The organism is Collimonas sp. OK412 (assembly GCF_900112135.1).
Classification (GTDB): domain Bacteria; phylum Pseudomonadota; class Gammaproteobacteria; order Burkholderiales; family Burkholderiaceae_D; genus Collimonas; species Collimonas rhizosphaerae.
Genome location: NZ_FOLC01000014.1, coordinates 1 through 21,759, shown reverse-complemented (window position 1 = coordinate 21,759; position 21,759 = coordinate 1). Strand labels below are relative to the sequence as shown.

General features: G+C 55.6%; 17 protein-coding genes. 4 read left to right on the top strand and 13 right to left on the bottom strand.

Annotation, left to right across the window (positions count from 1 at the left end; all coding sequences use genetic code 11):
• Window positions 1-235 precede the first annotated feature (235 nt).
• Window positions 236-682: a hypothetical protein gene (locus BM062_RS25115; protein ID WP_139220067.1), complete on the top strand. Its 447-nt coding sequence runs from the start codon at window positions 236-238 to the stop codon at window positions 680-682.
• 18 nt (window positions 683-700) lie between these two features.
• Here BM062_RS25115 and BM062_RS15375 read toward each other — a convergent pair whose 3' ends face one another.
• The gene (locus tag BM062_RS15375; RefSeq protein WP_092398356.1) at window positions 701-1,894 is read right to left on the bottom strand and encodes a phytanoyl-CoA dioxygenase family protein; all 1,194 of its coding nucleotides are present in this window, start codon (window positions 1,892-1,894) and stop codon (window positions 701-703) included.
• Between the two features lie 97 nt (window positions 1,895-1,991).
• Between BM062_RS15375 and BM062_RS15370 the strand changes: the two genes are divergently transcribed.
• On the top strand, window positions 1,992-3,047 hold the full coding sequence (locus BM062_RS15370; protein WP_092398354.1) for a LacI family DNA-binding transcriptional regulator: 1,056 nt from the start codon (window positions 1,992-1,994) through the stop codon (window positions 3,045-3,047).
• Window positions 3,048-3,103: 56 nt separating this feature from the next.
• Here the strand turns inward: BM062_RS15370 and BM062_RS15365 are convergent, their stop codons facing one another.
• From BM062_RS15365 to BM062_RS15350, 4 genes are all read right to left on the bottom strand, one after another.
• Entirely contained in the window at window positions 3,104-6,130 is a 3,027-nt protein-coding gene (locus BM062_RS15365) for a sensor histidine kinase (protein WP_092398352.1), read from the bottom strand.
• 516 nt (window positions 6,131-6,646) lie between these two features.
• The gene (locus BM062_RS15360) at window positions 6,647-8,029 is read right to left on the bottom strand and encodes a hypothetical protein (protein WP_092398350.1); all 1,383 of its coding nucleotides are present in this window, start codon (window positions 8,027-8,029) and stop codon (window positions 6,647-6,649) included.
• A 487-nt stretch (window positions 8,030-8,516) separates the two neighbouring features.
• Entirely contained in the window at window positions 8,517-10,748 is a 2,232-nt protein-coding gene (locus BM062_RS15355; RefSeq protein ID WP_139220066.1) for a hypothetical protein, read from the bottom strand.
• A 235-nt stretch (window positions 10,749-10,983) separates the two neighbouring features.
• On the bottom strand, window positions 10,984-11,841 hold the full coding sequence (locus tag BM062_RS15350; RefSeq protein ID WP_092398346.1) for a hypothetical protein: 858 nt from the start codon (window positions 11,839-11,841) through the stop codon (window positions 10,984-10,986).
• Between the two features lie 217 nt (window positions 11,842-12,058).
• Between BM062_RS15350 and BM062_RS15345 the strand changes: the two genes are divergently transcribed.
• Together BM062_RS15345 and BM062_RS15340 are read left to right on the top strand one after the other, a co-directional pair.
• Complete coding sequence (locus BM062_RS15345) at window positions 12,059-13,105, top strand: substrate-binding domain-containing protein (protein WP_092398344.1); 1,047 nt, start codon at window positions 12,059-12,061, stop codon at window positions 13,103-13,105.
• Window positions 13,106-13,202: 97 nt separating this feature from the next.
• On the top strand, window positions 13,203-13,604 hold the full coding sequence (locus BM062_RS15340; RefSeq protein ID WP_175501025.1) for a VirK family protein: 402 nt from the start codon (window positions 13,203-13,205) through the stop codon (window positions 13,602-13,604).
• A 56-nt stretch (window positions 13,605-13,660) separates the two neighbouring features.
• Here the strand turns inward: BM062_RS15340 and BM062_RS15335 are convergent, their stop codons facing one another.
• The 8 genes from BM062_RS15335 to BM062_RS25610 form a co-directional block, all read right to left on the bottom strand.
• Window positions 13,661-14,815, bottom strand: a complete 1,155-nt coding sequence (locus tag BM062_RS15335; RefSeq protein ID WP_092398340.1) for an ABC transporter substrate-binding protein — start codon at window positions 14,813-14,815, stop codon at window positions 13,661-13,663.
• A gap of 131 nt (window positions 14,816-14,946) precedes the next feature.
• Entirely contained in the window at window positions 14,947-15,933 is a 987-nt protein-coding gene (locus BM062_RS15330) for a M14 family metallopeptidase (protein WP_092398338.1), read from the bottom strand.
• A gap of 99 nt (window positions 15,934-16,032) precedes the next feature.
• Window positions 16,033-17,346 (bottom strand): MFS transporter, encoded by a 1,314-nt coding sequence (locus BM062_RS15325; RefSeq protein WP_092398336.1) that lies wholly within the window; start codon window positions 17,344-17,346, stop codon window positions 16,033-16,035.
• 203 nt (window positions 17,347-17,549) lie between these two features.
• Complete coding sequence (locus BM062_RS15320; RefSeq protein WP_092398334.1) at window positions 17,550-18,461, bottom strand: LysR family transcriptional regulator; 912 nt, start codon at window positions 18,459-18,461, stop codon at window positions 17,550-17,552.
• A 521-nt stretch (window positions 18,462-18,982) separates the two neighbouring features.
• Window positions 18,983-20,374, bottom strand: a complete 1,392-nt coding sequence (locus BM062_RS15315; RefSeq protein WP_092398332.1) for a hypothetical protein — start codon at window positions 20,372-20,374, stop codon at window positions 18,983-18,985.
• A 252-nt stretch (window positions 20,375-20,626) separates the two neighbouring features.
• Window positions 20,627-21,082: a CesT family type III secretion system chaperone gene (locus BM062_RS15310; protein WP_092398330.1), complete on the bottom strand. Its 456-nt coding sequence runs from the start codon at window positions 21,080-21,082 to the stop codon at window positions 20,627-20,629.
• A 114-nt stretch (window positions 21,083-21,196) separates the two neighbouring features.
• The gene (locus BM062_RS25615; RefSeq protein ID WP_175501024.1) at window positions 21,197-21,343 is read right to left on the bottom strand and encodes a hypothetical protein; all 147 of its coding nucleotides are present in this window, start codon (window positions 21,341-21,343) and stop codon (window positions 21,197-21,199) included.
• 86 nt (window positions 21,344-21,429) lie between these two features.
• Window positions 21,430-21,582 (bottom strand): hypothetical protein, encoded by a 153-nt coding sequence (locus BM062_RS25610; RefSeq protein ID WP_175501023.1) that lies wholly within the window; start codon window positions 21,580-21,582, stop codon window positions 21,430-21,432.
• Window positions 21,583-21,759: the final 177 nt, after the last annotated feature.

Here is a 21,759-nt window from a genome sequence, read left to right as displayed (position 1 = left end):
CCCGCTTTGGCCTTGGAACCTACTGAGCCTGTCAACCGTCTGTGGAAGCCTATTGATCCGTTCAAATTGAACGTAAATTAACTATTAATTCCCCCCCATTGGATTCCTGCACCCTAGCTTGGAAAGAACTACGTCGTCGAGAATGCCTAGTCGTTGGGCTGTGGTTAAGTTTCGTGCCTGGTGTGGCAAGTATTGCTTGGATACTTTCGTTCGTTACGACAGCTGGAGTATTCAAATGAATATCAGAATTTATTTATTGGCTATTGTTACGTTCAGCTGTGGCATAGCCAGAGCAGATGTTCAATCAGAAACAGCTTGTTATGTGTATGTGCCACGTGATAGTTCCAGTAAACCTGTCAAATTTGCATTACGCACGTATGTCGACAAAGATCTAAAAAAAGAGATTGGTGCTTTCGTTCAATATCACGCTTCAAAAGAAATCATTCCTCTCGTATTTACAAAGTATGTCCGTACCGAGACGGACTCTCCTAATTTAGGTAATTACGAAATTTCCAGAGTTGAAATCGTCGATAAAAAAATAGCAGGCGAGTATGTTTTTATTCAATCAGGTGCTGGTATTGCTCAAGGAAAATACGTGGTGTATACGAAATCTAAAACAGGAAAACATATAACATTCATGTACACCGGTGATAATGACGCCGACTGCAAAATCGTGAACTGAGTTATTTCGGAATACGCATCAGGCTTCCTGTTGTGCGGCTTGCCGGCGAATCGCCGAGGCGAAAACGTCCGCCGTCCATGACTCTCCGAGCGCCCGGGCGAACAGCATTTGCTGGCTTTCCGGCGCAAGGCCGCCCACCGGCGGGTCATTGTCAAGGTTAGTGGGAAATGGATATCCTTCCGCGCATGACGCAATGACTGCATTGGCTTCAGCTTCAGTCATCTTTGACGTCGCTAGCTTATCCAGCATGACCGGATACAAGACCTCACACATCCTTGCCCGATTCAACGACTCCATTGCACGGCCGTAGGCTGAGGAAATCTGCAGCAGATTGGCCATGCGCTGAACGCCAGCCGTCCGGTTTGCTCCTGCTGCATGAAAGAGTGCGGGACTGAAGAAGATCACGTCGCCTTTCTCGAGGGGTAACTGGACATGGTTGGCTTCGAAGTAGTCTCGAAAGTCCTGGCGCCGCCATGCAAGATAGCCTTCAGCGTATCGCTGCGAAAACGGCAACAGCTTGGTGGGGCCGCTTTCCACCGGCATATCGCTGTGGGCGACAGCGCCTTGCAGCGTCAAGAAAGGCGACATCGTATGGATGTGCGCCGGGTAGCGTTCGGCCTGGGCTATAGTCTGGAATCCCAGGTGATAGTCTCGATGCGCCTGTTGTGCGTCTCCGCCGGGCCGCACGACGTTCACCTGCGACGTCATCTGGTAGCAGGGCCCTAGCCATGCTTCCGCTGCTGCAGCCAGCATCGGATTGGCGTAGTAACGGGCGAACACGGCCGGCGCGCGCAAGCAGAGTTTTTGCTGTGCGTTCCATATCCTGTCGTTGGCTCCCGCCTTGGCGAAATGATCGGCGGCAGCTCCGCCAGTTGCTCGCTCGTTGCGGATGATCGCTTCGAAGACCGCTGTCGCATCGTCAATTGGCGCGGGATCGGGAAAGGCGCGCTTCAGCACCAGCACACCCGCACCGTGGTTCAGGACCTCCGCCCACTCATCTTGCAGAGCGGCGCGGCTCGCCGCGTCGTCGAGCAGGCGACTCAACCCGGCACAGTCGTAAATCGGCAGCTGTTCACATATTTCGCTGGCGTATTCGAGTTGAACCTCATCGCGGCGGTCCTGCAGGACTGCGAGGAAGTCGCTCAGCGAACAATCCTGCTCTCGATATCGTCTGCGTCGCTTTTCGCCTGAGTGTAAATCGGCTTGATCCATGGCGTCTCCTCGCGTAATCCGTCAAGAATACCTCTCCCGCAGCGGCTTGCGTTACCATAAACACCTCAAAAACACCTCAATCAGGATCAGTGTCCCCATGACGCATCGCTTTCTCATGAAGGAAATCGCCCTGCAGGCTGGCGTTGGCCTAGCCACGGTCGACCGGGTACTGAATGGCCGGCCACACGTGCACGAACGCACCCGGCAGCGGATTCAGCACGCGATCAAGGAGCTTGAAAGACAGCAGTTTCAGCTAGCGACCAGCGGCCGAAAGCTCGTCGTCGACGTCCTTGTGGAGGCCCCGGGCAGATTTTCCGAAGAGATCCGTGAGGCATTGGAATCCGAACTTCCGATGCTCCGCCCGGCCGTGTTTCGGCTGCGATTCACGATGCAGGACACCATGACGACTACCCAGGTCGTGGACGCACTCGAGGCGGTGGGCCGCCGAGGCAGCCATGGCGTATTTCTCAAGGCACGCGATACCCCCGAGATATCGGACGCAATCACAGGACTGCAGCAACGAGGCATCCCTGTCGTGACCATTTTCACCGATATACCCGGGTCGGCGCGGATAGCCTACGCGGGTCTCAACAACCGGATGGCGGGCGCAACGGCGGCCTATCTCGTCGGCCAGTGGCTTGCCCGGCCACAGGGGAATGTCCTCGTAACGATGAGCGATTCCTGCTTCAGGGGCGAAGAAGAGCGCGGAGTCAGCTTTCGTGACGAACTGCGCAAACGCTATCCGAAATTGACGCTGGTAGACGCCAGCGGCGGGCACGGGCTCGATGCTCAGACTGAAGAACGCGTGCGAAGAGCTGTCGGTAGAAAAAGAGAAATCGCGGCGGTGTATTCAATGGGTGGTGGGAATGTCGCGATACTTCGTGTCCTGCATGCCTTGGGGAAAGCGCCGAAGTGCTTCATCGCGCATGACCTTGACAGGGACAATATTCGCCTGCTGCGAGGCGGGCAGATTAGTGCGGTACTGCATCATGACTTGCGGCAGGACCTGAGGAACGCCTGCCACCAAATCATGCATTTCCACAAGTTGCTGCCCGTATCGGCTGTTGGCGATTCGTCGTCCGTGGTTGTGGTCACCCCGGTAAACATTCCGCAATATATAGACCGTCGTTTTGGCAAAGCCCAACAGGATTAGTCTATTTTCCACGCCAGTGATCCATTGGAAAAACCATTTCTGGCGGCGAACTCGGTTCATTTTCCATTCCCGGCGTCTTCAACCGGAATTTGAACCTGGATAGTAGTGCCGGCACCCGGAGCACTAACTATGTCGACACTGCCGTCGAGCATAAAAGCCCGCTCCCGGATGCCGGTCAGGCCGAATGAATTTTTCTTGCGCTGGAGAGGATCAAAACCCTTGCCGTTGTCGCGTACTTCCAGCAAATATTGCGTATCTTTTCTGTTCAACCGGATTTCCACCAGGCTGGCTTGCGCATGACGGCCGATATTGGTCAGGGATTCCTGCACAATGCGAAAAAAAGTTGTCGCTCGTTTCTCGTCCAGGATGATTGTCTTCTCATCGACGAGCAACGTGCATGGAATACCGGTGTTTTCCGAAAATTCATTCGCCAGCCATTCCAACGCAGGCACCATCCCCATATCCAGTGCAGCCGGACGTAACGCGGAAACAATGTTGCGTACTATCTTGATGGTGCTGTCGACCAGCGATACTTGCCGTTGGACTTTCCCTTGCAATGCCGGATTTTTCTCCCCGAACTCGATACCGATCACCGAAACCCCCATGCGCATTGCCGACAGGTATTGGCCGAGCTCATCGTGAATTTCGCGCGTCAGGTGCTTGCGCTCCTCTTCTCGCGACTGTTCGAGTTCATAAGCGCGCTCGCGCGCCAATCGTTCCTTCAAACGCTGCCTGGCGAGCAATCGGCGGATGCGATTGCGCTGCAACAAGAATGGCACCAGCAGCAAAAGTACGCCGCAGACATAATAGAAAACCGTGGTCTGCCACCAAGGCGCAAGAATCACGATTTCAATTTCGACTATCGGTGAAGAGGCCTGCATGGCGACGTTCTCTGCCGTAACCTGGAGACGATAACTGCCGGGCGGCAAAGCGGAGTAGCGTACTTCAGGCGTGGCGGTTTGCGACCATTTCTGCTCCAGACCTTTCATTCGATAATGAAATGCGATTGCCTCATGATTCTGAAACGAAAGCGCTGCGAACCTGAAGTTCAGCGCTCCGGATGTCCATGGCAAACGAATGGGCTTGTCCGGCGGGAGCTGCTGGCCGTCGCCGGTGATGCTTTCCACCAATACCTTCAGGGACAGCGGTAAAAACAGGGATTCCGGCTGCAAAATATGCGATGCGCCGTTGCTGGTTCCTACCCATATCGAACCATCGCGATCTTCGTACAGGGCGTCGGTATTGCTGTCGTTCCAGATCATGCCGCTTTGCTGATTAAAAAACCGCCATTGATTGCGTTTCCATACGGCGACACCTGCATCGCTGGAAACCCAGAGCCAGCCGCGACTATCTTCAAGCAGCGCCAGAACGCTTTGCCTTTGCAGCTGCGACGGAGTAATGTCACGGATTTCCAATGTCCCATCCTGTTCCGTCGCACGCCAAAGTCCTGCGTCCAGGCTAGCCAGCCATAAATTGCCCTTGCTCGAACAGGCAACGGTATTCAGCTCTCCCCGGGGAGAGCGGTTTCCGGCAAAGCGGGGATTGCTCCATTGCTTGCCATCGAACCGCAGCAGGCCTTTGTCGGAGACGAACCACAGGACGCCGGAAGCGCTTTGGCAGCCGTGGAAAACATTGACGTCTTTGGCTCCTGTCACTGACGATATTTCCGTCACCTGCAACGGCAAGCTGCTTACATCCGGATGCCTGATGACATAGAGTCCACGCTGCGTGTTCAGCCAGAGCTGTCCGGACCTGTCGAAAAATATGCCGTTGCTCACCGGCAGCTTGGCAATCACCGTGTCTTGCGTAGCGCCAGGTTCTCGACGCACCAAGGTTCCTGAAAGCGTCGTGGCCCAGGCACGGCCTTTGCCATCTTCGACCATGCTGATCCACTCGTGCGAACTGCCGCCGTAACGGCCTTGCAAAATGGAGAAGCCGCCTGTTTTCTGCAGTACAGCCGATCCGGAGCGAGTGCCAACATGAAGCCGGCCAGCCTGGTCGCGTAAAAAAGACCATACAATGTTGTGAGGCAATCCTTGCCGCGAAGTCCAGTTTTCCCAGTCGGGGTAGCCAAGCCAATGAATCAGGCCACGTCCGGCTGATCCCAGCCAGAGGCCATTGTCTCCCCCCTCCAGGATGGCGCTGATGCCGTCGCCCACGGTCAACCCATTGGCTTCGGCGAAGGATTGCCAGTTCCGGCCATCCCAGCGGATCAGGCCGCTATCTTGCTGGCTCAACATCATGCCGTTGTGGTCTTCGGCGAGAAGAGGAACGCGTTCCTGTTTCTTTTGTTCGTCCTGCGGTGGCGAGCGATTCAGGAACAGTCGGGTATCGGCGGGCAATGCAAATACCTGTTTTTCACCGCGTAGCCACAATGTCCCTTGGCGGTCGTGCAGCAAGGCGCCCCATTGCTTGGCCGGCAGCCCGTCATTTTTCCCGAGGACGACTAGCTTGCCTTGGTCGTAATGGCATAGCGAATGGTCGCATCCCATCCACAAGTCCCCCTTTGGTCCGACATGGAGACTGTGAAGAGCTTGCATCTCTGGATGCTGCAGCAACTGTTCCGCGCTGAAAAACTGTCGCGCCTGCCAGGTCACTCCGCCGTCCGCAGACGTGATCTGCCATATGGTGTTATTGCTTAACGCCAGCAGACGGTTCGGGCCAAGCTGGGCAAAAACCTGGCCCCAATGAAAAGCAAGCTCCGCATTTTTAAATTGCATGGGCGCGAGCCGTTGACCCTGCAACTGATACAAGCCTTTCAGTGTCCCGACCCACAAGCGGTCGCTTGCATCGACATGCAGCGCCGCAATATAAAGGGCGCCGGTCTCGTCGCTTATGTCAAACCGCTGAAAGTGCGCACCGTCATAGCGGAACAAGCCGTTTTCCGTGCCGACCCAGATATAGCCGTTCGCTTGCCGCACGAGCGTGGTTACCCCGAGATTGCGTAGTCCATCCTCTTGGCTGTAGTAGTGCAGTGGCAGTTGCTGGCAAATTCCGAGCATCGGGAGAGAGATTTGGCACAGAAATACGAATGCTCTCAGCCAACAACGCAGTGCCTTTATTACTTCAGATTGTTCTGGCATTCTCAAGAAACATTGTTGCTGTATGGTATCTTATTGGCGCTCGGTTGATTTTTTTCCGGCGGGTGTGGTTGGTGAGCTGGAGCAAGCAAACTCCATGCCATTCAGGGGGAGGTCAAAAGCAGATTCTTCTCGATCATCTTTATCCGGCCTGGTCCAGCAGCAAGAGTTCACGCACAAGCGTGATCTGCTTGGATTTCCAGAGTTGGTTTTCGGCCGTCATGTTTTGACGATATCGGCATGCCTTGTTTATTTGCAATATTTGAATGTCAAATATTGTCACTTGTTGTCATGTGAGTTTGGGGCAGTTAATGAGTGACCGTTTACACAAACGTATTACACCCTCAGGCAAGCAGGATAAAACGTCTGTGCAAACAAGCCGTATGCAAGACTACAATCCTTCGTCGACATTCAAGTTAATGCATTGCATTCCAAGGGCCGTCCATATAAGCGTTTCCCCAGGATTCAATCTCGCGTCCGAAAGATATGGGTAATCGAAAGGTTGCGCTGACGCTTGCATTATTCCCGGGCGAGCTGTTCCGCCATCTGGACGGCCGCCATCGATTCGCTGACAGTCGTGAGAGGAGCGCTGCTGTTGACGAATTGTTCCAATTGCATTATTTCTTCCGGCGAAACTGCATGTGGATTGATCGGCACCGCCTCTGCTTCTGCGTTCCGACTCGGCTCCGGCCGGGTGGCGCCAGATGCCGCAGTGCTGTGCGAGGTTCGGGCCGTGTAATAATCGTTCATCACTTTCCGGACCAGGAACCAGGACCCCAGCGCCATGACGCTGTTCATCGCGCCGCCCAGGCCGGCTGCGGCGAGCGAACTGCCGGGAAGATCGCTCCTTGCCTTGGTGATGTCTGTGCTGATGTCTCCCATGGCGCTGGCCGCTCCGGCTGCAGTTCCTCCGATCACCCGTGATTTGAGCTCGTCCCACGACCAATTCGCCGAGATCTTGCCGAAGCCCTTGGCTAGCGACTGCGTAATGCCCTCTGCGGCGGCGCCGCCGAACGCTGAAAATGCGATGTCCAATGCATAGGCAAGCGCGGCGTCCTCTTCTCCGTTTTTTTGCTTGGGAAGGGATGATCTTGCCATGCTTTTGCAGGCCATGAAGGTAGTGAACGTGGCGATGAAAATGGCTTGTTTCATCGCTTCGCCGGAGACCTTGGGTGCATATTCGCTGCCTTTGCCGATGGCGAGCCTGATCTTTTTCACGCCATGCTCGGTCATGTAGTGTGCGGTGCCCAGTGCGACGCCACCAAGCAGGTTGCCCAGTGCCGCACCGGCAATCTGCCCGTAGGCGGCACCCGCGGTGGCACTGGTCTTGCCGCCGATCAGTTGTCCGATTGCCGGAACGAATTCCTCGAACAGCTTGCGGGAAATACCCCAACTCATGCCGCTGACGAGGAATTGCTGCATGACCGACGAGAGTCCGGCATTGCGTTTTTCGGAGGCGGAAAGACCAGAGCCGTCCGCGGCCGCAGCTGCAGCTGCGGCTGTCCCCGTCTGATGCTCGACCGCGGGATGTCCGACGACGCCAGACTCCAGGTCGGTTGTGCTGCTGGTGCTGGCGTGGGAAGATTCCGGGGCGCCGATCTCTGACCTCGACTGATGCTGATCGAGGGGCGAGCGGCCTAGCACGCTACTAAGGCGTGCCGAATCGAACCGAGCCGAGACAGGAGCCGACGACCTGCCTCCGAAGAGCCGGCTGGTTTCGCCTTCATCGCTTCGCTCCTTGAGGCGAGGAGCCGGCGGCAGGTTGCTGCGCAGGAAGTCGGTGCTCTGCCGAGACTTCTGCCGGCTAGACTGGGGCGTCTGTTCTCGACTGGAGGTGGCTTCCTCCTGAGATATGTGGGGCATTGAATATGATCGGACTGAGTCTGTTACTTTTTTATGCATTCTTGTCTCCTCGTTGGTATTGGATCAGAAAAGCTATCATCAGCCTGCTGCTGGACATCCGGCTTACGTTGCGGTGTTACATGGCGCCAAGGCATTTTTCACCGAATATCGGATACATGTCAGGTTGAACTCCCTGGTGCGCATCGTGTTCCGCCTGGAAACCGGGAAGCCTGGTTCTCGGTTCGTCTCCTGATGGAGCAAGGACAGCCTATGTCGACGCCCTCTAGCGTCGCACGGCAATGCGAACCGAGGTTTCGTTTGGCGAAGTGAACGTCTCAGGTCGGTTCAAAAATCGTCGAAGCGGTCGAATGCAGAGCCCGCGTTATTGATGACGCCCACCCAGGCCACGCTTTTACTTCGTTCGTTGGTGAAAGCCGTCGTGCTGATGCCGTGACGGGAGAGCAGGATAAATCGGAAGGGCGGATCGAAGATATTGCCTGGTCTTGGTTCCGCGCATGTTTGCTGCTGTACCGGGCGTCGCCGGCTTCTAGCCATGAACCCAGTTCCGCAGCTGGTCAAGCAACGCCGAAGTGACATAACCGCGGTGAATCTTTTCGTCGGATTTATGGATATTTTCGTCGTATTTACGCAATGCGCGCGACATTGCGTCGTACTTCGGCCCCAGGTTTTTTTGTTCATCCGTCTTCAGATGCGCTGCGGTGAATGCACGGAGTGGCAGCTTCAATACCTCCTTGCCACTGACGTATTTGTCGCTATGCAAGTGCAGGAACACTGGCGCCGCCCGTTCGCCGCTAGACAACGGTTTGGGCTGGATGCGTATTTCGTAGAGCGTATCTTTATCCGACGGCAATTGAGCCGGGGGGCGTACGCTTTCAATCTCACCTAATTGCAGCAAGCGGCTCACGTGTTTTCCCTTGGGGAATTTATGGCGCTTGAGCGCATCCCCTTCTCGAATGTCCATGCCCTGGTGAATTATTTCCAGCGCCTGCAAGCGGCTCCCGAGCAATTCGATGGTGGCCTTATCGACAGCCGGAGACTTGCGTGCCTCGTCGCTCGTTGCGTGCAGACGGGCGATGTCGCCGAACCAGTTTTTCGCCGACGAACGGACGAAGTCGGCTACATCCATTGGATCGTCCCTCGGACCGTTCAGCGCCTCAATGCTTCCCGTGTTTTTCTTTATCGATCGGGCAATGGCGACGACATCGCCGCCCAAGCTCTTCGCGACATCGAGGTCGATCGGACACCTTCGCAAGGTCCGCTCGATCATCCCTTGGAGACCGTCGTGCGGCTCCGATGCCGGAGACTGTGCAGGAATTTCAACAGGAATGTCAGCAGGAATTTCAACACGCTGGGCCGATACGGCAGTCTCGGCTTGGGCATGAGGCGCCGATGCCGCGACGGGCGACGGACGGGCAGCGGCTTGCTTCGGCAGTCGCTTGCCGCGTCCGTGCGACTTCTTGGCCTTGCCGGATGCCGTCTTGTTCGATCGGGCGGGAGCTCCCGCCGAAATCGGCCATGCTGGTGTATTCGCCGACAAACTCGTCGACCTCTCGGGCGACGCTTCCGGCAACGCTGTGGAAGGAGTGTCACCGTGGTGCGGCTCGCATACCTCGCGCAAGCACGCTTGATACGCGGAAATGGAATGGGCCATCTCCAGCGAATATTGCCAAATCCCGGAGTTGTCACTCATTTCCAGCATGCTGGCGGCATCCAGGCAAAAAAGCTCTCCTACGGCGTTAAGCTGGTCGGCATATGCGGCGGCGAGCGCCTGATACTCGCTCCGCTGCCCTGGATTGAGTTCGTCACCTCGTTCAAGGGCTTTTATCGCTTGCTCGGTATCGCTGCGCCGATTGGATATGGCGTCCAGGAGTTCCATCACGCGCTGCATGAGATGGAAATACTGCGCGCCGCCGGAGCGCAGGCAAAGCATGACCAGGCGATCGACGTTGACCGTAACCTCCTTGCCGGCGATTGCCAGCAACGCTTTCCTGGCCGTGGCCGCGCCAGCTCTGACGACAGCCAGTTGCACCAGCATATTCTCATGGGTCTCGGGCTGTTCACACTGACGAACGAATTCGTGCAGGATGCCGCCATGCTTCGTAACCACCTCGCGAAAGCCCTGCAGCTCGTTGAGCGCCCGGTCCATGGCGGCCAACTCTTCCTGCGTTTCGATCAGTTCCTCTCCACCATCAGATGAAGACCCTTGGGCGCGTTGCGCTCCTTGCCAAGACCACTGAGCAACCTGATCCGAGCTTGTATCGACGCCGTACTCGGCCGACTGAGCGCGACGCACGTGAAAGACGCCTTTTATCTCTTCGTATCGGTCATCAGCGATTTTCCCTTTCAATCCCTCTAGTCCTTCCAGGCCGGACCCGGCGGACTTGATACCCGCTTCAGCGAGCTTCAATCGCTGCAGCAAATGCGTCTTAGATTTATTCACCAGCACCTGCCACACGTCGCCATATTTCAGCGCAGTCTTCACCGCTTTTTCGTGGTCCTCGACGGTCAATGCATTACCCGCCGGGGCCTGCGGAAGCGACGCGGTGCGCCTTGACCGTCCGGAGGAGGCCGGCTGGGTCTGCGCGTGACGGGCCGACAGGCGTGGCAACTCTCCCAGTGCCGCCGCCGACGACCCTGCGCGTTCCCGACCTCGTGCGCCTAAGCGCTCACCGGCATTGGCGCCGCTCTCTTCCCGTGCGGCGATAGCCGGTTCCGACGATATGGGGGCGTGATGATCACTGATTCTTCCGCTCGGCATTGCATTTCTCCCGAAAAGGTATTTGGGTGTTTATGGAGACGAGCTCTGGGGATCGACATGCCGGAGGACAATCGGAGACCCGCAGCGTAGTCCATGCTGGTCAAGATGATGAGTACATCGGGTGCGCTAAGTGCGGAGGCTTGAGATCGAGCCTCCGCACTTAGCGCGCCGGCTTGATATCAATCCGTATAACTATTTCGTCGATGCGTTCAGGGGGCAATACACAGCCTTCTCTTCAGCCGCTCAGGCCGCTGGTGTTTAGGCCCGCATCGTCAAGCTTCCTCTTCAATTCGTCTTGCGGCATGCCGAAAGGTGTCTTGAAATCGTTCAGCGTGGCCTTGGCTGCGCTGGGATTGGGAACGAGCACTTGCATTTCGTGTAGAGGATCGCCGACGCGGAAATGCCCGCTCTGCGTCATTCCGACGACCTCCCGAGCCAGAGCCGAAAGATTCGAGTCCGTCGTCTGCTCCTCTACAGGCGCATGGTTGCGGGCGCTGCTGCGCACGACGGTCACATCGTCCAGTTCGGCCGTCATCACGGCAGGCGTCTGGTTATGGGCCAACCCCAGCATCCATGCCGAGTTGACGCGCATGTCGTGAGTCCCGTTCGGGGCATAGATCACACCGTCCGGTTCCGCACCGTTGTAGAGGGCCTGCTTCGCCTCAGCCAGCTTATCCTTTCTCTGGAAGCTGTGAAGCAGTGCCAACGAATTTCGCGGAGCTGTATGTACCCAGGCGTAGGCCAGCCATCCGTTGTTGCCGCGCGGGCCATGCGGACCATCCGCATGCAGCGCCTCGCCCGAATAGCCATTGGTGGCCATTTTATAGTGCGTCTCGTTCCGATAAGGCGCGTGGCCTTGCGCCTCGCTCGCATTGAGGTCTCGCTGCTGCCCTCCACGCCAGTGCGCCTGGATGGTTGCGGCAGCTTTAGTCCGCTCAGCGAGGCTCCTGCCCGGGGGAAGTCCGTTCGGCGCACTGGCTTGCCGGATCGGGCCACGGGTCGTCGCCGGCCGTCGCTCGACTTGCTCGTGCGAAGAGATTCTGTCATCGCCCGCCTGATGCGCTGCTGAAATTCTGGAAATGCAACCGCCCATTGACGCCTCCTTGGTCTTCGCTACGTTGGAATGTTCGAACAGCCATGTTATTCAACGCGAACGGTCATAGACACGCAGGAAAGCGAATAATTGTCGCCGCGCACGAACGTGATTGGTGCAGGCGTAAACAGGTGGCGCAGACCGTAGGAAAACCCCTACCCAAAAACCTACCTTTCCCGATAGCTTTCCACACCCGCCACGGCATACTGGCTTATTCATGCATCGCGCCGGCGGCTCACGAATCCATGTTTTTCTCGCCTCCCGAGGCAAGGCTTGTGCGGGGCTGGCGTATGCGACAAAAGAAAATGGGTTTGTGAAAAATATCAACAATACGAAAGCAGGCAAGATGAAAATTTGCAGCAAGTATCTCCGCTTGGCTAGCGCTACGCCGTTTTTTGTTTTTGGACTGATGTCGACATTGGCGCATGCCGAGATTCGTATTTCCGGCTCCGATACGGAAGAAAATCTGATCACCACTGCGGTTGCTCAATATCAGCGTGGCAGTAAAAGTGATATCAAGGCCGAATTCAAGGGAACCAGCATCGGATTCAAGGACCTTTGCAGAGGCGCGGCTGATATCGTGCCGGCATCGAGCAAGATACAGGCCGATCAAGCCAAAGTATGCGCGGACAAAAAGATTTCCTATATCGAGCTGCCCATCGCCTACGACGCCGTCGCGGTGATCGTCAACAAATCGAACAATTGGGCCAATGACTTGACGATGGCAGAGTTGAAAACGATTTTTCATACCGAATCTTTCGGCAAGATAACACGCTGGAATCAGGTGAGAATCGCCTATAACGATGCGCCGCTGAAAATCGTATCGCCCGATACCAAGTCAGGGACGACCATGTTCTTCACGGAGCGCGTGAATGCCATGCGCGGTTTCTTGCGTGGCGACTCCACGATATTCAGCGACCATGGCAAGATCATCGATGCTGTATCGGAAGATATCAACGCCATCGGCTTCGTTTCTTTTGGTGCGTTGGTCGAACACAAGGCCAATGTCCGTCCGGTGCCAGTCAATTTTGGAAAAGGGGCTGTCATACCGGATGCCAGTTCGGTGCTGTCGGGAGCCTATGAGCCGTTAACCCGGCTGCTGTATGTGTACATCGCTCAACCGGCATTAGCCAAACCTGAAGTCACGGCGTTCGCCAGTTATCTGTTCGAGAACGGCGACCGTTACGCGCGCTTTTCCGGATTCGTGCCGCTGGCCGCATCAAGCTATATCAGCAGCGTGCGGCACATAAAGGCCGGGCAATAGCGGCAGGCCAATGCATTCTGCCTGGGATTCATCCGTTTTATAACTTGTAGAAGAGGGGGCTTGCATGCTTCGTAGTCTATTTATCGTAATTTCTGGCATGGCGTTTGCGCTTTCCGTCCATGCCAATCCGACAGTGCAATTATCAAGTCTGGCCGAAGTGGAAAATGCTCTCGGCCGAGGTGCGCCGGTCTCGGTGGCGCTGGATCTTGCTAAATGTAATCCTGGCGCTGGCGTCACATCCCCCGGCACGGTCCGCGGCGGCCTCAAGATCGACGCATACCGGATTCTTGCGGACGGCACGCTCAGTTTCGCCGACGGCCATGCCACGGTTGACCGTAGCGGCCAGCCTATCTGGCAGTTCCTGCGCTATCAGGTCAAGCCGGATCAAGCCGTGACGTTTACGATGGATGTGTTTTCGTTGCCGTCATATACCCGCAAGGCTGAGCAAATCAGCTATGCGTGTGCGGTAAACCAGGGCATCGCGTTCTTCATGAATTGAATCCCGGCCTGGGGGAAAAGTGCAGAAACATGACCGGCGTTTCTGCACTTTCCAGGTCATTCGATGAAATGGCCGCCCGCGCCGATCACTGTAACCGTGACGAATTTCGAACCTGTATGGTCGCTTTCATCGTAATTCACGATGAAATCGCCGGCATCCCAGTGATGCATCGTTTCCAGTGCCTTGGTCAGGGCCGGCCTGCCGGGATTCGGACCGGCGCGCCTTAGCCCTTCGACTATTACTTTCGCTGCGATGTAGCCGTCAAAACCGATATAGCTCGCTATCAATTTACGTCCCGCTGCGTTCGCAGATTTCAACGCAGCCTGATATTCACGGGAGATATGGGTCTCGCCGTTGAACGGCGAGGGCGCCACTTGTGATATCACGATACCTCTGCTTTCTTTGCCCAGTTTTACAGCCAGTTGATGTCCGCCGATAAGACTGCGCGCGAGGAATTGGACCGGCACCTTATTGGCGGCCTGATTGAATTGCTGCACAAAGGCTACGGCGTCATCGCCGGAGACGCCGAGTATGATCGCTTGCGGATGCATATTTACTATCTTGAGCACCGCGTCGGCCGGTTGCAGTGAATTGAGCCGCATCGTCGCGACGCCGACCGGCGCCAGCTTGATTTCCTTCAATTTTTCTTCCAGGTCTTTTTGCAAAGCGACACCGCCGGCGCTATCGTAGCGCGCCAGCGCCACCCGCGATAATCCCATTGCCTGTACATGGCGCAGCAGAGCGTCCAGTTCATTGGAATAGCTGGCTCGCGTCATGAACAGGATGTGATTTGCCGGCCGTGCATATAGTGACTCATTGCCGGCATACGGCGCTACATAAGGTACGCCGGCAGCAGTGGCCATCGGCAGCGAAGCGAAGACGGTATTGGTGAACATGTGGCCGAACAACGCCAGCGCCTGATGATGTTCGATCAATTCTGTGGTGTTGGCTTGGGCGCGTTTGGCGTCATAGCCGTCGTCCAAAGTGATTAAACGGATGCGCCGGCCATTTACGCCGCCTTCCTTGTTGATTTTTTCAAAGTAGATTTGCGCGCCGTCTCGATAGGCTTCCCCCATTTCACTGAAGCTTCCGCTTAACGGAGCGGATTGACCAAGAACGATATCGGCCGGCTCGGCGGCATGCACCGAAAAGGATAAATGCGCCGCTGCCGCGAATGCGGCCAATCTGATGACAAGCTGTCTACGTCGCATTTTGAATTCTTACCTTTGAATAGGTGGATGGATTTCCAATTGTGAAAAACAATGGAAATAATCTCGTATTTTTTCAACCCGCCGCCGATCTGCCCGAATTTTCCCCGTGAGCCCAAGGCCGCCGTCGCCGGTTATCTATCGTCAAGCACCTTGGCCAGGCGCATCACCGTTACACCAGGGGCCAGATGGCGCAGCGAAGGCATGATGATGACGCAGTTGTCGTAAGGCGTGAAAATTTCCCGTTCGCCGTCACGCGCGATGACGGTGCCGGCATGCTCGATCAACTCCAACCCGCGGAAATCTTGCGTAAATTCAAAATCTATCGTGTCGGCGACGATCGGCTGGGTTACCTGGAAAAAGTGCTGGCTCAAGATTTTTCCTGGCATCAAAAAATTGTCCAGCTTGGTTGCCGCGACGACTCCGGTCTTGATCAGGAAGCGCGACGCGGCATCCAGTGCAACGTCCTGGCTCTGGAGTGAAAAATGCTGTCCGGTTTCGATCAGCAACGCATTCTTGGAGCTGGCCGCGTCGCCAAAGCCGCCATAATCACGCATCCGCTTTCCGTTCGGATGGCCGGCATCGACGATCACATGTTCCGGGATACCGGTTTCCTCAGCGAAGCGAATGCCTTTTTGCAACGGCCCGCTTAACAGTAATGGCGGTGCTTCCTCGTGCATCGAATGCAGATCCAGCAAAAAATCGACACTGTCGATGATTGGACGCAATTCCCGCGCGCGGCGTAATTCCAAGGTGTCGTCGCAGCTGTCGAAGCGGGATGGCGACCAGACGCGATTCAAATCTTCATCGATAAAGCGGGTTGCGTCCGGATTCTTGCTATCGAAACGATGATAGGCCTCGACATTCGCAAAACCGAGTGTGATGCGGCCTTTAAGCGGGCGCAATTCGGCGCGCAGCAGTTTGTCGACCGCGATCGCACCGCTGACTTCGTTGCCGTGCGTTAGCGCCATGATCATCACGTGCGGACCGGCCAGGCCGCTGTCAAATGCATGCACGTAATCCACGCCGGTATTTCCGTGCTGCCATCTGCGGATGTCGGGAAACTTCACCTCCATTGGATAGACTTGCAACTTGGCGCGAATTTGTTCCAAGGTATTCATAGATTCCACTCCTGCTTGAAAAAAAATGCCGGATGCTCATGGCGATCCGGCAGAAATAATGTGAATGAACGTGAAGGCGAAACGACAGAAATCAGGATGTCAAAATGCCTTGCGGCGCGCCATCCGGCGGCCCAGTGCAAGCACCGCGACAATGCTGATCAATCCGGTTGCCATTACATAAAAACTGGGCGCCATCTTGTTGTTGCTGAAAGCGATCATCCAGGTAACGATCAGAGGTGAAAAGCCGCCGAATATGGTCACTGAAAAATTGTAGCTAAGCGCTAATCCTGTGCCGCGGGTGCTGGTCGGAAAAATGTCCGACAGCATTGCCGGTATCGGTCCAAGGCACGCGGCGAGCAGCAGGCCGACTACCGCCTGCACCATGATCAGGGTCGTCACCGTCGGCCAGGTGGTCAACATCAGGAATAAGGGGTATGAAGTGGCGCCGATCATCATCATCGCAATTGACAGTACCCGGAATCGTCCATAGCGATCTGACAGTGTGCCGAACATCGGCGCCGTCACCATCAGGATGAAACCTGTCACCATCGCGCCGAGAAATGAAGAGGTCGCTGGAATATGCAATTGCTTCAACGCGTAAGTCGGCATGTATACTTTGTGGACGTAGTTGAATGCAGTCGCTCCAGCAACCACGCCGATACCCAGCAACAGATTCAGACGATCGTTAACCAGTACCACCCGCAACGGCGATTTCTCCGGCTTGACGGCGGCAAGTTTCTTGAACTCCGGCGTTTCGTCGATCTGGCTGCGGATATACAGGCCGACTGGTCCTATCAGCAAGCCAACGCAAAAGGCGACCCGCCAGCCCCAATCCTCCAACTGGTTCTCCGTCAACGCATAACTGAGAAGCGCGCTGACGCCGGCGGCAAGCACCGTGGCCAGGCCTTGTGTCGATAATTGCCAGCTGGCGAAGAAGCCGCGCCGCTTGGCGTCCGCGTGCTCAACCATGAAAGCGGTCGCCGCGCCGAATTCTCCTCCGGTTGAAAAGCCTTGCAACATACGGGCAGCGATGACGATCAACGGTGACACGATGCCGATCTGGGAATAGGTCGGTGCGAAGGCAATCATCGCCGTGCCTGCCATCATGAAAAGAATCGACAGCGTCAGCGATGCCTTGCGCCCGGCCCGGTCAGCATACGAACCAAGGATAACGGCGCCGAGCGGGCGCATGACGAAGGAAATGCCGAATGTGCCGACGCTGAGCAGCAAAGACGTGGTCTCGTCCGCGGCGGGAAAAAACAATTTTCCTATCACAATCGCGAAATATCCGTAGATCAGCAAATCGTAAAATTCCAGCGCGTTGCCGATGCTGGCTGCGCAGATTTCTTTCCAGGGATTACGCCTTGCGACCGGCATTGCGCCTATGTCGGTTGAATGAAACTGTGCTGACATGAGATATCTCCGGAATTGTAATGAGCGAGAAGTGTAGGGCGACGTTTTTCGTGCTCATTGCTATTTCGGCAGCGATCGCTGCTCATTCAGCGTAGTCGATTTGAGGTGCACGCAACTGGTGCTGCACACTGCTGCAAAATGACTTATTTGGTGCCGCGGCGCACGTAAGCGGTGCGATGCGCCATGAAAATCATGTTATTTATTTATTTATTGTCCTTTGCCGCCGATGACAGACCCTGCCAGATTGCATCCACCCGCGCATTGCTGCTGCGGCGCGAGCGGTACAGTGAAATATCGAAGCTGACGCGCATGGTGGCGTCGCCGGCGACCGTCAAGTGACCCTGCTTCAATTCGTCCTGCACCAGCCTCTGCGGCAACCAGGTCAAGCCAGCGCCACGCTTGGCCATTTCCAGAATCGCTTCGTAAGAATCGGCCTGACAGACCATGTGCAGCGGTAATTTGTGCGGCAGACCCGCCAGGTGCTGGGACAGCACGCTGCGCAGAGTCAATGACGGAGAATAGGCTAGCCAGGGAATCGGTGTATCGCTGGCGGGAGAAATGCGAAATTGAGGACGTCCTTTTGCATCCGGCGCACTGACGGGCAACAACACTTCGTGATCCAGCAAGATGGATTCATAGAGCTTGGGATCGATCAGCAGCCGGGTAGACGGGCTGCCGTAGCTCAACAGCAAATCGACGTCGCCGGACGACAGGCGCATGATGCCCTCCTGTGCTCCGCCGGTGCTGAGAGACACCAGGAATGGACCGAAACGCCGGTTGATGGATTCACACCAGTCGGGGAAAAAGGTTTTCGCTAGCGTCCGGCCTGTCGCAATTCTCAAGGTCTCCTCGGAATGCGGCGCGGTGTTTTGCAGCTGGGCGCGAGCTGCATGCAAGACATCCAGCGAATGGGCCGCCGCGTCCAGAAACAGCACACCGGCCGCCGTCAGGGAAACCGGCTGTTTGCGTTCCGCCAGCGGTGCGCCGACCCATTCTTCCAGTGCGCGGATGCGGCGGCCGAAGGCTGGAGATGTGACAAAACGATTTTCCGCGGCCCGGGAAAAATTGCGTGTCCGAGCCAATTCGACAAAATCCTCCAGCCATGCTAGTTGCATTTTTATCCTCTTACTATCGAGAGTTTCATCATTCAAGACATCGCCACGGCGGAGTCGTCTGGAGGCGGAGTGAATTTTCTGCAAAGGCACGCAGAAAGTTCACTCCGACCCCAGTTAGCTGCGTTTGTCAGGCGCATTGAAATCATACATGAGAGTCATCTGGGGTCAGAGTCAACTTTCGCGGCGCTTCATCGCGAAACTTGACTCTGACCCCACATGACGGATTCGGAGAAAGACAGGGTGCACCAGGTGGTTTTGTTCTCTTTAACGATGAGATAGGTACTCCGTGGCCCGCTAACTGGGGCCAGAGTGAAGTTTCTGCAAAAAGCGCGCAGAAAGTTCACTCTGACCCCAGTTAGCTGCGTTTGTCAGGTGCATTGAAATGCTACATGAGCAGATTTTAAGCGGGGAACAAAATGCATGGCAGGATAAAACCAAGGTATCGAACCGGCGATCCGCTCTGACAACGCCGCCGGAAAAACCGGTCGGCTGTCGGATCGGATCGCGATGGCTGCAATAAATTAGTGCGACGCTGGAGGAATTCTGTTGTTGTTGGAGTCGTACCTGGCCTCAGGGTACAAGACGTCCTTTGCGTCTACTGTCAATACGCCAAGGAAATTAAATTGCGGTTCGCCTTCCGCCGTTTTTCCGACTTTGCAGAAATGCTCGACGCTCTTGGGGGAAACGCCTTCTGCGTTGGTCGCCATCAATCCCGTGAATTCGGAAATGATTTTTTCCAGCATCGCCTCTGCTTCGTCGTCGGTCGGCAATTCCTGATTTTTTTCCACTTGCTTGGCCAGGGCAATCTGGGCGTGCGCCGCTTGATACAAGCGTACAGCAACGCTTGAGCAGATCTCTCCCGGAGTACGTTCTTTCGGGGTCATGGACAAGAAATGAGTGCCATCCGACGGTTGCGCCTGCGGCGGAGTATGGGTGAATGGGTCCGACGCCACCTGCAGGATATCCTTTTTGGCTGCGTCGGTAAATTTTGTAAATTTGTCGCCCGGTTTCATCGACGTACCCAGGATGGTTTTGCTGTAGGGGACGTCCTGCCACATTTGACCCGCCTGAGCCGCCCAGTCGCCGACATTTTTATCGGTGGGTTTGTAGACCCAGTATTGGCCGTCCTGTATCGAGGACGCCTGCACCCGCATGGTGTTCGAGGTGCCGAGTCCGCCGCGCGCTTCCAGTTGTTCTGCCTCGCCTTTTCCATCCAGCTCTGTCTTGACCGGATTTTGCTTATCGTGCGCCCACATCATGATGTGAAAACAATTATCGTCGCCTTTGTTGTCCTCGATGCCATTCAGGTTGGACTCCATTTGCAATCCCAGGGAAAACGCATGCGCCTTCGATTCCGGAATGCTTTCCTTGCGCACCAGGATACATCCCGGAAATAAATCTTCTTTGCCGATTTTATGGGTGAAAGACTGGGTTGCCTGGGTATGGAGCGCGGCTTCGGTCCCCGGCTTTTTCAACCACGTCTGGACCTGGCCTTTAACGTATTTCACCAAGTCGAGCGTATCTTTCACTTTGACTGTATCTGCCTCTTTGACTGTGAATTTGCCCTTGACTACCATTTCATCCATCTTGGCATCGAGCTGCGATGCGTTGGTAAATGCGTTCTTCAGATGCGCTGCAAGAGCGGCATTGCTAGCTTCGCTTTTATGGCCGCCGCTCTTGCGGGGAGCTTGTTCAATGGACAGAGCGGCTAATGAGCTGCTTCCTTTGCTGCTGAAAACATTGCTGCTCGCTACTTTCTTCCCGCTGCCGGAAAGCGATTCCAGTCCGGGCAGCGATTCCCGGGTTGGCGATCGGCTGCCGCTGCGGCGTGCAGCGCTATCGCCTTGCTGTTCCGCGGCAGCTTCGGTATCGATATGTTGGGATGTTGCGGGGGCGTTTCTGGTGATTTCCATTTTATTTACTCCGTGATGTGATGACATTACATTCTCGCGGCTAGATGCCTGCCGTTGAAAAGTGGACTGCGAAATTACCTGGAAAATAACGAAACAGATGACGACAGGATGACAATATTTTCCAGGATGGAGGCAACGGATGCATTCGCTATCACGATGACCGGCTCGCTTGAAATTACAAGGAGTAATGACGGGTGATAGCAGGGAATAAACGGTGATGAGGATGGCGGGAGGTGACGGGATGTGGAACCGTCAGGCCCGAATCCAGACGTATTCGCCGGAGGCGATATTTTCGAACATGTCGTCCCGCGCCAGGAACATATTGTCGCGCCAGTAACGGCCATGCTCGAGATAGTGGTCGATGAGGTCGACCAGCCATTTTCCATCGATTTCATCGTCCAGGGCAATGCGGCTGATCAGCACGATGCCGCCGGTATCTACCTCCAGCCCAAGTTGCGCCTGGTCTTGCGCATAGACGGCAAGGTTGGCTTCCAGAAGCAATCTGAAGATACGCAGCGTACGGCCGGCCGTGACGATGCCGAGCTGGAAATTGGCGTAGATGGCTTTCGGGTCGTCGTCGAAATAATCGATTGCCACTTCGAAACTGTCAATTTCGAGCAAGCCCGAATTCACCGCACCGTCCACGTCGGCAATTTGCCGAATCGCGCACAGTTCGCGAATCAATTCGTCACGGCGTTCTATGCTCATAAATTTACACGAGGAGGGATTGGAGATTGAGGGCTCGACAAAAGAACAAATGGCATGTCGTCGAAAGAAATTGGCCGGTATCCGGAACAGCAGCGGCAAGTCGGCACTTGGCCGTTAGCCAACGATATCTTTGGCGGCTTTAAAACCCATCGTATGGACTTTGGCCAGGGTATTGGCCAAGTCGATGGCGTTCTCCGCCGCAGCGGCAGCTTCGATGATATCTATTTGTTTATCTGTATTCAGACCGGTGATCGCAGACATATTGATATCTCCAAAGTTAAAGCGCTGTATTCTGAAAAAAATCTTGGCCGACACGCCGAAGAGTGTCGCCCGGTCGTACCTGTAGATTAGCCGACGACATCTTTGGCGGCCTTCAAACCCATCGTGTTGACCTTGGCCAGGGTGTTGGCCAGGTTGATGGCGTTTTCCGCTGCCGCTGCCGCTTCGATTTCAGCGATTTGTGCACCTGCATGCACGCCTGGAAGTGCTGATTTTTTCACTTTGATGCTCCTTGGCAGAAGTGATATTGATTGAAAAAGCAGCTGGCCGACACCTTGAAAGGCCTCGGCCGCCTGCTACGTTGATTAGCCGACGATATCTTTGGCTGCCTTCAGACCCATCGTGTGGACCTTGGCCAGGGTGTTAGCCAAGTTGATGGCGTTTTCCGCTGCCGCTGC